This window comes from Blautia sp. BCRC 81119 (assembly GCF_003184505.1).
In the GTDB taxonomy this organism is placed as follows: Bacteria; Bacillota; Clostridia; order Lachnospirales; family Lachnospiraceae; genus Blautia_A; species Blautia_A fusiformis.
The window spans coordinates 26,414-39,549 of record NZ_QJHD01000023.1 but is presented as its reverse complement, the minus strand read 5'-3'; the positions used below and the strand labels follow the sequence as shown (position 1 = coordinate 39,549).

The 13,136-nt window shown below is 43.1% G+C and carries 11 protein-coding genes; all 11 read right to left on the bottom strand.

Annotated elements, in window-relative coordinates; all coding sequences use genetic code 11:
• Positions 1-6: 6 nt before the first annotated feature.
• Complete coding sequence (locus DMI82_RS13790) at positions 7-1,275, bottom strand: M18 family aminopeptidase (protein ID WP_021652938.1); 1,269 nt, start codon at positions 1,273-1,275, stop codon at positions 7-9.
• Positions 1,276-1,359: 84 nt separating this feature from the next.
• Positions 1,360-2,418 (bottom strand): FUSC family protein, encoded by a 1,059-nt coding sequence (locus DMI82_RS13785; protein ID WP_044962378.1) that lies wholly within the window; start codon positions 2,416-2,418, stop codon positions 1,360-1,362.
• A gap of 224 nt (positions 2,419-2,642) precedes the next feature.
• A complete protein-coding gene (locus DMI82_RS13780) occupies positions 2,643-3,917 on the bottom strand; it encodes a peptidoglycan-binding protein (protein ID WP_044962381.1) in 1,275 nt (424 codons plus the stop codon).
• 138 nt (positions 3,918-4,055) lie between these two features.
• A complete protein-coding gene (locus tag DMI82_RS13775) occupies positions 4,056-4,967 on the bottom strand; it encodes a carbohydrate kinase family protein (RefSeq protein ID WP_021652941.1) in 912 nt (303 codons plus the stop codon).
• Between the two features lies 1 nt (position 4,968).
• Positions 4,969-6,336, bottom strand: coding sequence for a family 4 glycosyl hydrolase (locus DMI82_RS13770; RefSeq protein WP_021652942.1), 1,368 nt, complete (start codon positions 6,334-6,336; stop codon positions 4,969-4,971).
• 26 nt (positions 6,337-6,362) lie between these two features.
• The gene (locus DMI82_RS13765) at positions 6,363-7,235 is read right to left on the bottom strand and encodes a carbohydrate ABC transporter permease (protein WP_110103627.1); all 873 of its coding nucleotides are present in this window, start codon (positions 7,233-7,235) and stop codon (positions 6,363-6,365) included.
• A gap of 90 nt (positions 7,236-7,325) precedes the next feature.
• Positions 7,326-8,588: an ABC transporter substrate-binding protein gene (locus DMI82_RS13760; protein ID WP_021652944.1), complete on the bottom strand. Its 1,263-nt coding sequence runs from the start codon at positions 8,586-8,588 to the stop codon at positions 7,326-7,328.
• Between the two features lie 40 nt (positions 8,589-8,628).
• Positions 8,629-9,468 carry a carbohydrate ABC transporter permease gene (locus tag DMI82_RS13755; RefSeq protein WP_021652945.1) on the bottom strand — a complete coding sequence of 280 codons (840 nt, stop codon included), beginning with the start codon at positions 9,466-9,468 and terminating at the stop codon, positions 8,629-8,631.
• Position 9,469: 1 nt separating this feature from the next.
• On the bottom strand, positions 9,470-10,459 hold the full coding sequence (locus DMI82_RS13750; protein ID WP_021652946.1) for a LacI family DNA-binding transcriptional regulator: 990 nt from the start codon (positions 10,457-10,459) through the stop codon (positions 9,470-9,472).
• 241 nt (positions 10,460-10,700) lie between these two features.
• Positions 10,701-11,978 (bottom strand): RIP metalloprotease RseP, encoded by a 1,278-nt coding sequence (gene rseP / locus DMI82_RS13745; RefSeq protein WP_286188030.1) that lies wholly within the window; start codon positions 11,976-11,978, stop codon positions 10,701-10,703.
• 10 nt (positions 11,979-11,988) lie between these two features.
• A complete protein-coding gene (gene dxr / locus DMI82_RS13740) occupies positions 11,989-13,131 on the bottom strand; it encodes a 1-deoxy-D-xylulose-5-phosphate reductoisomerase (protein WP_015526782.1) in 1,143 nt (380 codons plus the stop codon).
• Positions 13,132-13,136: the final 5 nt, after the last annotated feature.

The following is a 13,136-nucleotide window of genomic DNA, read 5'->3' as shown; positions in this document are numbered from 1 at the left end:
CCGATATCACCTGTAAAATACCTTTGCCGCACGGATCAGGCTTTCCGTATCTTTCACTCCGGCTGTTTCATAAGCGGAATGCATCGCCAGCTGCGGCAGACCGATGTCGACCGTATTCATGGCCGCCTGGGTATTGGAAATATTTCCCAGAGTGGAACCACCGGCAATATCGGAACGGTTCACAAATGTCTGATATGGCACATCTGCTTCTCTGCAGAGTTCCTTAAAGATTGCTGTAGAAATCCCATCAGTACAATATTTCTGATTGGCATTATATTTGATCACAATTCCACCATTCATCACCGGACGGTTTACAGGATCTGCCTTGTCTGTATAATTCGGATGTAATGCATGTGCATTGTCCGCAGAGATCATAAAGCTCTCTGCAAGGGCCATCAGATAACTTTCCTGGTCTCCGCCAAGGGCCAGATTGATACGAAACAGTACATCTTTAAGAAATGTGGATGCAGCTCCCTGCCTGGTAGTGCTTCCCACTTCTTCATTATCCAGTACACAGTGGACTGCAATGACCTTCTTCTTATCTGCCTGGAGAAAGCCTTCCAGTGAAGCGAAAGCACACTGCAGATCATCTAATCTTGGACTGGAAACAAACTCATTCCTGGACCCCCAGATCGTTCCGGGCATCCGGTTATAGAGAAACAGATCATGGCCCAGGATATCCTCCGGACGGATCTCTGCCTCTTCTGCCAGCATCCGCATGAAGTTTCCTTTTTCGCCACTGCCACTGTACAATGGAAGCATATCCTTCTGGACATTATAATGATAGCCTCCGTTAATATCTCGGTTCATATGGATCGCAAGGCTCGGGATCATGACCAGATCTCTATCAATATCTACAAGCTTTTCCAGAATTTTTCCGTTTTTGTGGACGATCATGCGGCCTGCCACAGAAAGGGGACGGTCAAACCAGGTAGAAAGGATCATTCCTCCGTACCGCTCCACATTCAGTTTCACATAAGCTCCGTTTACAGACATCTCCGGATTTTCTTTTATTTTAAAAGACGGAGAGTCACTGTGACTTGCAATGATATGATATCTCCTGCAGTCATTGACAGGAATGGAAAATCCGATGATCGCGGAATGATTTCTCATGACAAAATATTTTCCGCCCTTTTCCAGCTCCCAGCGCTCCTCTTCCTTCAATTCTGTAAAGCCTTCCTCCAAAAAACGTCTTCTTGTTTCCTCTGCCGCCTGAAAGGCTGTAGGACTTTTACTGATAAATTCCAGCAGTTTTTCTGTTGTTTCTTCGTACATAATCTTCTCCTCTGTCGGCCCGGTAATATCCAGGCTGTTATGCTATTACCCATTATACGGCAAAACTTTTTTCAGGGCAATATCTCAGATTTCTGCACTCTTTCGTACCCACATATGCTGCACAAGCTTATCCCCAAGCTTATTTGCGAGCATAGTATAAATTGAACTAAATACATTGGCTCCAATACGGAGCAGCACTGCTGCAGGCATTCCAAACAGTCCTGATGCAATGGACAGTGCTCCAAATGTATTAAATGCAGTCTGCCACGCATAACCTGCGGAATATCCCACACCGATTCCTCCGATCATTCCAATATAGGGATACATAGATTCCGGAAGTATCAGATAAAGCACTGCAAACAAAATACAGCCAACGATATTGAACATCCCCCTTTTTCCGGCTCTTTCCTTGCAGTCCTCGGTAAACGGCAAGCACACGGACATACAAGCAATTCCGGCCCACATTGCTCTTGGGAGTCCTAGAAGAGACATGATCAGCATAGCGCTGGAAACGATCAGCGTCAGTCTTAAATACCACCTGCCTCTTGCGGAATGCAGGTCAAATTCCCGGAACAGGTCCAGAAACGTCCTGCGATACGGGCGGTTTTTCTGGTTCTTATAAAAAACTACCATGCAGAGAACCATTCCGGCCAAAAGCCCCTCTACACGAAGCAGATACGCCTTTCCGGTTACGTCATATCCCATCAGAAGCAGATATCCGAGAACAAATGTGGAATGGTTATACATAATTACATTATGGCATCCCAGGATCATCAGTAACAGGATGCTTATCGCATTAACAAAAAATGCCGGTACCGGTGAAACCATATTGGACAATCTCGGTCCTGCGATCAGAATACAGAAAATCCCGGCAATGGACAACAATCCGTGGGACGTCCGGATCCCGAAATCCGCCTGTCTTAAAACCAGCACTGCCAGCAGTACGGTTACTCCTACAACACTGTTGTCATTGCCGGTTATCTTACTGTACAATGTCACAACCGCCACACAAAATGCCATGACAAGATACACTTTAAAATTATAGATCAGAATATGCCTTCTTTTCTCCTTTTTGTCTGTGGTATTTCTGATCAGCTGTTTTGATCCGGTTGAGCTTAACTGCAGTTCCTGATAAAATGTCATTTTCATCACTCCTTTTGTAAAGCAGACATTCTCATTTCGCTTTTTTCACATGCTCATAAACGCAATCTCTTTACAATTTACGTTCAAAGATACAAACAGCCATTATACTTGGTTTATTCTGAAACGTCAAATATTTTTTTCTGAAATCATATTCACACATTACACTCCCAGCCCCGATCAGATCACTCCGAAAATGGCCAGGAACATTTTTATTATTTTTATATTTACTGCAGCTCCGCTATCCTGGTCACTGCTACATAAATGTCCTGTATCTTATACCAGGTTGGATAATCCACCACTCCGGATGCAGGAAGCCCGAATATATTCTGGAATTTTTTTACAGATGCAGCAGTAGCCGGACCATAAATACCATCCACGATCACTGACGGGATGGCAGGATAGGCTTTTGCTATGGCATTAAGCTGTTCCTGGATCTGCTGTACCTTTTCTCCAGTAACACCGATAGTCAGGTCATATCCCGGCCAGGATGCGGGAATCCCGGAAACTGCTTCCGCCACATTGATATACATATCGTTTCCATAGAAGCTCCGCAGGATCTCAATGGCGGAATATCCCTGATCTCCCAGAGCTTTGCTTCCCCACTGGGTCATCCATCCCCGATTCCTGCACTGCACCTGGTGTCCGTCACAGTACTGGGTCAGGATCGGCTGACGTACATCCGGTCTGGAAAGGTAGTTTTCAAAAAGTTCATCCACGATCCGGTCTATACTCTCAAAAATATTCCTGCCATGGATCCATTTGTGGTCGTATGCTGTGGAGGATGTAATGGTGAAATCATAACCCTTATTCCGGTACCACTCTGTATAAACTCTGTTCAGAGTAAACGACATGATTGCCAGAACATTGGCACGTATCGTGTCCTCCGGCCAAGTTGCGTAGATCTCACTGCTGGCCACGTTTTTGATATAATCCTTATATCTTACATAATAATCCTGTGCAGAGGTATCCCCTATTGGCCCGTCGTGGACTACGATATACTCCGGGATCACCACTTTGTTTAATACGATCTCTCCGGTTTCATTTATCGGCTTGATCTCTGCTTCCGGATTTTTGGGAGGATATTCCCCAAAAAGCGTATGGGGTCCGATGACGATCCGCTGATAGTCCTCTCCACTACCCTGCTGTCTGCTAAGGGATGCTCCCTGCCTGGCAATGGAATGGGGAAGAACTTCTGTCCCGGCAACTTCTTTTGGTGTAAAACCCTCTGCACTGATCCGAACTGTATATTCTGCATAAGGCTGCTGCTCCACCGGTTTCATGCTGTATTCCAGTGGAGGAGCTGCCAGCTCCAGCATGGGCGTTTTTCCGGAGGAATCCGTACGGATTTCTTCGATCACATTATCCGGGACTCCTGTGTACGAGATCCGCACTGTAGCATTTTCCACAGGACGGTTACTGGCACTGTCCAGCACCGTCACCTGCAGCTGTCCCTGATCCGGCATATCCTGCTGCATGGAAATATAAGAATGATTTTTCATAAACAGAGGCTCCTTTTTGTGCCTGAAAGCACACTGGTTCTCTGCTAGTATATGTTTGCATAAAAAAAATGTCTCTTACCTGATATACAAATAAGAGACACCTTTTTCAGTTACAGATTATAAATTTTTTCCACCTCTTCAAAGTTCTCTGACTTCTAGCGTTCCCGCAATTTCCAAGAGCTGTTCTTCATTGACAAAATTGCTGATACAGCCCATTCCCTGAACACACGCACTTCCTGTTACATTTCCAAACTTAATGCACTGTTCAATTGGATAATGATGATAAAGTCCATAAATAAAGCCACTCATAAATGCATCTCCTGCTCCTGTTGCATCAATAGCTTTTACATTTTGTACAGAAGATATGATTTTTATTCCATCCTTATTTTTAAGCAGGCACCCTTCCTTGTCCATTTTGATCGTCACGTCAGAAAAAAATTCCGACAGAATGTCAGCAGCCTCTTCCACACTGGACGTTCCTGTAATCTTCATGGCCTCTTTCTGGTTGGGAATATAATAATCTGCAATTTCCAGATAATCCTTGTATTTTTCCAATGTCAGATCATCTTCCCATCCCGTATCAAAAATCTGGATACAACCATCTTTTTTCAGTCTTTTATACACATCTAAAAATCCAACATGCATATCTACCACATATGCACCTTTCAGATTTTCATAAACTTCATCCATAACAGCATCATTAAGATCCATTCCGTCTGTATATGAAATAAAACTTCTGTCACCACAATATAGCAAGGTGGAAGACAGCACCACCGGCATCTTGTTTCCTTTATAAAGATTCACAGTTTTTACCGGATAGCTATTCAGTGTTTTTTTCACAAATTCCGAAAAAAGATCATGCCCTGCAAAAGTAATAATTCTGGACTCAACTCCAAGCCTTGAAAGATTGATCATGGTAGCCGGAATCCCACCACCAAACTGCATGGAAAATCCTCTGGCGAAAATCTCCTCTCCCTTATCAGGCAGTCTATCAAGACCAGAATAGATCAGATCAATATTGGAATAGCCTACGCCACCTACAAAACTCATATCAGTTCCATTCCTCCATATAGTCTTTATTTGTGGCTAAATATGTTTCCACCAGTTTCTTGGCCAGTGAGTAGGAATTGACAAGAGGATGCACCATAAGGCAGTCAATTGCTTTACTAATGCTTCTTGTACGGATTGCTTCAGAAGCCAGCCTTTCGTAAATCTTCACCCTGCGAATAAGTTCCATCTGCAATTCCCCGGGATTTGGGACTTTATGCGGAATCATCTCACCATCTTTAAGATCACATGTAACTTCCACAATGTCTGTATTAAGGAGTCCCGGAATTGCTCCGTTATTCGGTACACAAAGGATCATCTCACTGTCTTTTCCACTTAATTTGGAACGGATATATTTCAGGGCAACACCTGCATAGCCTCCATCATCCTTTGCATAAACATCAAAATGATAGGGTTCTTTTGCTCTGGATACGCCGGTCTCATTTGCCATATAAGCATCTTCACGTTTGCCATACCACTTATCATAAACCTTCAGGCAGTTTTCAAAATCATTTTCGACATCCATGTGTGACAGTTCCTCCGTCATATGGATATTCACATCACGGATCACTTCTCCCCTGGTGATACCCGCATCCAAAATATGCTGAACTGCTTCTTCTCTGTAATAAAAATAATACAAATATTCATTAAGAATACATCCCATATGCTCTACCAGATCTTTTTTAAAGAAACGCATATCTGTATCCGTATACAATCTTTCATCTTTTAAAAGCTCCGGCAAAATCTCTTTTCCATCCAGCTTAATACTGTCAAAAAAAGAAAGATGATTCAATCCATAGCAGTCTCCCGTCACAGAATTTTGCGGAACCTTATACATTTTTGCAAAGGAATGGAGAAGACTACTTGGAGCATCGCAGATACCATAGGTAAAATCATATCCCATATCACGCAGAGTCTGAGATACTACTCCCGCTGGGTTGGTAAAGTTAAAGATCTTTACATCCGGAGAAGCGTATTTTTTTGCAAGCTCACAATATTTTACCAGAGCCGGCACAGAACGCATAGCAAAAGAAAACCCTGCCGCACCGGTAGTTTCCTGCCCCAGAACCCCCAGATTCAGAGCTACTCGTTCATCCTGGATACGCATATCATCCTCTCCAACACGAATCGTTGTTATGATATAATCTGCATCTTTAATGGCTTCTACAGGGTCGCCGGTAAGTTCCAGCTGCAAGTCTGGCTGCAGACGTTTTGCAACCTGCTGTGCCATTTTACCATAGATATTAAGCTTCTTTGGATCATTATCCATAAAAATCACTTGGTTGATCCCCAATTCCAAACTGCTCTGAGCAAGGCTTTTTGCCAAAAACATGGAACGTACTCCACCACCGCCGATTACTGCTATTTTCATCTGTAATTCCTCCTCTTTCTGTCTTTTTAGTAGTCTGCCTCATTCATCTTAAACAACCGATTAATGGCACTTACTACAATTACCCCTGCAATAATAAGAATTACTCCCATCATGTTGGCATAACCATAATTATTATCTGTCATAGATGTTTTGTACAGGTATAGTGGAAGATTCAGTGTTGTATCTCCCGGCCCTCCGTTGGTTGTCAGATAAATGAGTTCAAATTCTCTCAGCATACTGGTTGCCGCCAGAATCTCACAGGTTCCAATAATAGTACGGATCAGTGGGAGACGAATCTTCATATTGATCTGCATGTCTGTAGCACCATCGATCTTGGCCGCTTCCACAACATCCTCGGGAATGGACAGAACACCTGCAAGCACAAGAATGATGATCATTCCTGTATACAGAAGCCAGCTCCATGTAACTGTGATAAAGGCACTGTTCTGATCAAAGAACCAGTTTTTCATAAATGGTTTCCCGGTTACTGTTTTTACAAAAGAATTGATAATACCATACTGCGCATTAAATACATTCAGGAAAATAACAGCCAGTGCCGCTGCAGATACCACATTCGGGATCATATAGATAGTTCTGAGGACTTTCCAACCTTTTTTTCTTTTTGAAAGCATAAACGCGATCACAGTTCCTAGCATCACATGCACAACAGACTGAAGCACAACCCAGATTCCCGTATTCTTCAGTGCTGTAAGCATTCGTGCGTCGTTCCGGAAAGCATTGATATAATTATCCAGTCCAATAAATTTAAATACACCGCCTGCTTTCCATTCAAAAAATGAACTTCCAAACACCATACACATCGGAGCCAGGTAAATCAATGCAAAAAGGAGCAGACACGGCAAAAGAAAGCTTGCCAGTTTCCATTTTTTAACTTTCATTTCTCATCTCTCCTGTTTCAGTCTGTTCTTAGCCTCCGGCGACTTCAGAAGAAGGTATGTCCTGCCGAAGCCGCGGAAATCATATAATTATCAGTTTTTCTGTGCAGCGTCTGTAAGAGCCTGTGCGAACTCTTCCGGAGTAATTTCACCCTGCGCAAGAAGCGGATACTGAATACTGATCTCATCCACTACATTTGCATACCAAAGGCTCTGGAAATCATTAATACTGTGCGCTGCTTTATCGCCGTTTGCGATGACTTCATTTACAAGTGGCTTTACATTATCAGATGTAAGACCCTCCATAGCCGGAATATCGCCTGTAATTTCAAGCATTTTAAGCTGGCTCTCCTCATTTGTGAGGAATTTTACAAATGTAAGAGTTGCATCCAGTGTTTTCTCATCCTTGGAAGCAACATTAAAGCCAATTTTTCCACTGTTATACATAACATCACCAGGATACATTGCAGTACCGACTTTATCTGCAAATCCATCTTCAACCATAGAAGTATCATAGAAATCGCTAATCATCCAAGGACCATTTGCAATGATAGCTGTCTGTCCCATAAAGAAGTTGCTTGCAGCATTCTCATATTTTCCACCAACTGCATCCGGAGTTGTATATTTCTGAAACATGGTCTGAATCCTGGTTGCTGCATCGATAAATTCTTTTGTATTATAATCTGTCGGGAGCATGGTATTCATAAACTGTTCTCCCTCATCGCTCTCACCAATCATAGCACCAAGCATCAGTGAAGTTACCCAACCGGAATCTGCAGTATCCATGGAAAGCGGTGTAATGCCTGCATCCAGAAGCTTGTCACACTGCTCAAAGAACTCGTCCCATGTCTTTGCCGGTTTCTCAATTCCTGCCTGAGCAAAGAGATCTTTGTTGTAGAAGTATCCTATTACCTGTCTGGTATAAGGAATTCCATAAATCTTACCATCGCGGGAGTTTACATCCCAGCATGCATCAGTTGCAAGTTTTTTCCAGTCATCATCTACATAATCAGTAAGGTCGACAAGTTGATCCTTCATTGAATCAATCAGATTATATCCACCTGTACTGAATGTATCCGGAAGAGAATTGGAAGAATACAGAACTTTCAGCTTATCCACATAGTTCTGATCACCTGCGATTTCTTCCACATTGACCTTGATACTGTCACCGTACTCCTCATTAAAAGCTTCCAGACGATCCTGGAACCATTCTGTATTAACACTGACACCAACCCAGGATGTAGGAAATGTGATTTCTGTCACATCATCCGCTTTTACTGTTGTGGCCATGCCTCCTGCCATGGATAATGCTGTCACTGCTGACAATACTGTGGCCATCACCTTTTTTGTTTTCATATTAATTGCCTCCTTTTATATAATTTATAAATTTTCATCTTCAACCTTTGACAGATCCTGCTACCATACTGGTAGTAACCTGTTCCTGCAGCAATACATAGATTACGATACTTGGTAGAATTACCATAGTCAATGCCGCAAACATCGCTGTATAGTTAAACGAAAACTGAGATGTAAAATAATTCAGAGCAAGAGGAAGGGTCCTTACTTCTGTGCTTTTGGTAAGAACGAGTCCGAACATGAACTCATTCCATGACGTCAGGAACTGTAAAATTGCCCCTGTTGCAAGTCCTGATTTAGCCAATGGAAATACAATTACAAAGAATGTCCGATAAAACCCGGCTCCGTCAATATAGGCAGCTTCTTCCAGTTCCTTGGGGATACCCTGAAAATAGCTTTTGAATACGAAAAGTGAAGTAGGAAGTCCCAGTGCCGCATACACAAGTACAAGCCCTGACCTTGTATCAAACATTCCGATTCCCATCATGATCTTATAGATTGGCATCAGAAGTGCTGAAGTAGGTACAAGAAGAGACGCAGATAAAAGCAATGTGATAAAGGTACTTCCCTTAAACGTATATCTGGCCAACACATAGGCAGCCATGGAAACAATCAGGATATTTAGCAGGGTACTTGTGAAAGAAATCACAACACTGTTTCCATAAAACTTAAAAATTGGAGCCAAATCCAATGCAGCCTTATACCCATTAAAGCTTAATGATGTAGGCAGTGCAAATGCAGATGATAGGATCTCCTTATTGGATTTAAAGGATGACATCACGATCCATACTAATGGTCCTACTGAAATCAGTGCCATAAATCCCAGGAAAACAAATCTAAATATTTTCCAAAGAATATCTTTAAAGCTCTTCCCCCCCATTTTATATTTCCTCCCTTCTGAGTACAGTTCCTCTTTCCAATAATTTATAGGGTAGTGTATACTCTATATTTTCTTCTCTGTTTCTACTTTTGTTACACAAAATCTCAAGAGTCCATTCCACCATCTTATCCAGTGGCTGATAAATCGTAGTAAGTTTAGGAACCACCCGCTCTGATATACTTAATCCATCAAATCCCAAAACGGATACATCTTCCGGAACCTTCAAACCATGTTCATTTAGCGCTGTAATTGCTCCTACCGCAGTCTCATCGGAAAAAGCAAACACTGCAGTGAACTTCTTTTTCTTTCGCAATGCACTGTTCATAGATCGATAGCCTTTTTCGAAGGTAAGCTGACCGTATTCTGCCATGTCATCACTGAACATAAGTCCATATTCCTCCATTGCCTTCTTACAGCCAACTAACCGCTGGAATCCTGAACTGATGCTTGTAGAAAGATCAGTCAGAATCAGTATCTCCCTGTGTCCCATTTCAAGAAGATATTTCATTCCCTCGTAAGCAGCCATCATATCGTTAATGTGTACCATATCGCATCTGCTGTCAAAAGCTGCGCCTCCCAGCATAACCACTTTGATATTCTTTGCCCGGATATATCGTATCACCTCACGGTCAATCTCCTCCTCCAGATAAATAACTCCCATCACATACAATTCCTTCAGGATACTCTTATAACTATCATCTCCCGGAAATGTAGGAAGAAATATCACTCTACATTTGTATTTTGGCATCTGCCGGATAATCTCCTTTATAGATTCACTGAAATATCCAAATTCCAGATTAGGAATCAGAACTACGATCACACCATCTGACTTACGTGTTGGATGATTTGGCACATAACCAACCGTATTAGCTGCCTCCTCAATTCTTCTGGATAATTCATCACTCACTACATTCTGTCCTGAAAAATATCTTGAAACAGTTGCTGGAGACACATGTGCCATTTGTGCAACCTTTCTGATTGTACCTGCCATTGTCTCATCTCCTTATGTGATTTTTTCTTATTATTTGAGATTTATTCCTTATTTCTTTTAGTATTTTGCACGATTTAATATCGCTATCTACATTTTTGATTGTACAAAGTTACAAATAGAATGTCAATCTTGTTTCATGTGTTTCATCTTGGTTTCATATGTTTCATTAAAAAAAGATGGAACAATCCGGACATCTTCCTGACCATTCCATCTTTTATATATCTTTACTTCATAATCCTCATCAGAATATCTTCAGAATATCATTATACATAACGATAACCATCAACGCCATCAAAAGCATCAGCCCTGCAAAATGGATCATGCCTTCTACCTGACGGTTTACCGGTTTTCTCCGGATCGCTTCTGCCACCAGAAATACCAGCCTTCCTCCATCCAGCGCAGGAAGAGGAAGAAGGTTCATCACTCCCAGGTTTGCAGAAAGAAGAACTGCCATATTCAGCAAATTCATCCAGATCATCAGCGTTCCCTCACTCTTGGACTGTTCGTAAGTGTCGCCAATGGCATCCGCAATACCCACAGGACCACTTAAGTCTTTCATTCCAAGGTGACCGGTCACAAGCTCTTTCAGGCTTAAGATCGTAGTACGGATCATGTATTTCACTTCCACAGCACCATATTTCAGAACATTAAAGCCGGAAGTTTTTTCACTGTATGTGTTATATCCGAAACCGGAAACCGGTGTTCTGTATTCCCTTGGTGTTATCTCTGCCTCATATTCCAGTCCGTTACGCTCATAGGTGATCGTCACAGGTTTCTTGGATAACGGATGCTCCTCGATGTATTTTTCATATGCATTTCCATCCGGAACCTCCACACCGTTGATCTTCGTGATCACATCGCCTGCTTCCAGACCTGCCTCTTCCAGTGGCATTCCCTTGATCAGTGATTCCACTGTCATGGAATTTACATCGGAACGGTTAAAGCCAAGAAGATACCGCACATTTACATCTGGTTTATAGGAAATCTCCTGTTCCTTTCCATCACGTTTTACTTTCAGCCGGATGGTATCTCCCTCTTTCAGTTCGTTGAGATACGAATATACATAAAGATCTTTCCCCAGATCAATATGGTAGCCCTGATATTCCGTGATCACATCGCCCTTTTTCAATCCGGCCTTTTCCGCAGCAGAATTTTGGGTTACTTCTAATACGGTTGCCGGATCATAGCCCATACAGCCTACAATGATCACAGACAAAACAAATGCCAGCAGAAAATTAAATATCGGACCGGCAGCAACCACTGCGATCCTGCCCCACACAGGAGCCGAATTAAAGGTTCCCGGACTGTCATCTTCCGCATCCTCTCCGGCCATGGCGCAGGAACCTCCAAGAGGAAACAGTTTCACGGAATAACGTGTGCCGCCCTTTACCGTACTTATGATCCTGGGTCCCATACCAAGAGAAAATTCCAATACCTCGATATGGTTCTTTTTTGCCAGAAGAAAATGTCCCAGCTCATGGATCAGTATCACAACACTGAAAATAATTACAGCAATCACAAATCTCAATTTACCACCTGCTTTCGATCCACTGATAAGTATCCTGCTCTACAGAAAGGATCTCATCCAGATCCGGATGTGCGATTTTTTTATGTCTTTCCATAGACTGTGCAATAATCTCATAAATATCCAGAAAGCCGATCTTTTCCTCCAGGAATTTCTTTACTGCAAGCTCATTGGCTGCATTAAAGACAGTCGGCATACTTCCGCCCTCCCGGGATGCCTGGATCGCCATAGGAAGTCCCCGGAATGTCTCCATATCCGGAACCTCAAATGTGATCTCATGAAGCTTCGTGAAATCAAGGCGGTCTCCATCCAGATATCGTCTGTGCGGATAGTACAGAGCGTACTGGATCGGAAGTCTCATATCCGGAGTTCCAAGCTGTGCCATGATCGCACCATCCTTAAACTCCACCATGGAATGGATGATACTCTGCGGCTGCACCACCACCTGAATATGATCCAGATCCATGTCAAACAGCCATTTGGCTTCCATAACTTCCAGCCCTTTGTTTACCAGGGTTGCGGAATCTACGGTGATCTTTCGTCCCATTACCCAGTTTGGATGCTTCAGAGTATCTGCAACAGTGACCCTTCGCAGCTCTTCTGTGGTACGTCCGCGGAAGGGACCACCGGATGCCGTGATCAGAAGCTTGTGGATCTCTTTGTTTTCTTCTCCGTGGATAGCCTGGAAAATAGCGCTGTGTTCACTGTCCACCGGAAGGATAGATACGCCATATTTCTTTGCCATGGGCATGATCAGATGACCGGCTGTGACAAGGGTTTCCTTATTTGCCAGGGCAATGTCCTTTCCGGCACGGATTCCCTCCATGGTAGGACGGATCCCGATCATTCCCACGATCGCGGTGACAAGAATTTCTGATTCCGGCATGGACGCAAGCTCCAGAAGTCCTTCCATTCCGCTGACTACCTTTGTATCCGTGTCCGCAATACGCGTTTTCAGATCCCGGGCTGCTTCTTCATCCCAGACTGCTGCCAGAAGCGGATGAAACTCACGGATCTGCTCTTCCAGCTTCTCCACACTTTTGCCTGCACTGACTGCAACAACACGAAGGTCTTCGTTTTTTCTTGCCACATCCAGTGTCTGGGTCCCGATGGAGCCGGTAGAACCTAAGATTGCAATATTCTTCATTTTAA

Coding starts and splice junctions, on each gene's coding strand:
- DMI82_RS13750 (WP_021652946.1), bottom strand. CDS start 10,459: ATGGCAGGTACAATCAGAAAGGTTGCACAAATGGCACATGTGTCTCCA.
- DMI82_RS13770 (WP_021652942.1), bottom strand. CDS start 6,336: ATGAAAATAGCAGTAATCGGCGGTGGTGGAGTACGTTCCATGTTTTTG.
- DMI82_RS13760 (WP_021652944.1), bottom strand. CDS start 8,588: ATGAAAACAAAAAAGGTGATGGCCACAGTATTGTCAGCAGTGACAGCA.
- DMI82_RS13755 (WP_021652945.1), bottom strand. CDS start 9,468: ATGGGGGGGAAGAGCTTTAAAGATATTCTTTGGAAAATATTTAGATTT.
- dxr (WP_015526782.1), bottom strand. CDS start 13,131: ATGAAGAATATTGCAATCTTAGGTTCTACCGGCTCCATCGGGACCCAG.
- DMI82_RS13785 (WP_044962378.1), bottom strand. CDS start 2,418: ATGACATTTTATCAGGAACTGCAGTTAAGCTCAACCGGATCAAAACAG.
- DMI82_RS13775 (WP_021652941.1), bottom strand. CDS start 4,967: ATGAGTTTTGTAGGTGGCGTAGGCTATTCCAATATTGATCTGATCTAT.
- DMI82_RS13780 (WP_044962381.1), bottom strand. CDS start 3,917: ATGAAAAATCATTCTTATATTTCCATGCAGCAGGATATGCCGGATCAG.
- DMI82_RS13765 (WP_110103627.1), bottom strand. CDS start 7,235: ATGAAAGTTAAAAAATGGAAACTGGCAAGCTTTCTTTTGCCGTGTCTG.
- DMI82_RS13790 (WP_021652938.1), bottom strand. CDS start 1,275: ATGTACGAAGAAACAACAGAAAAACTGCTGGAATTTATCAGTAAAAGT.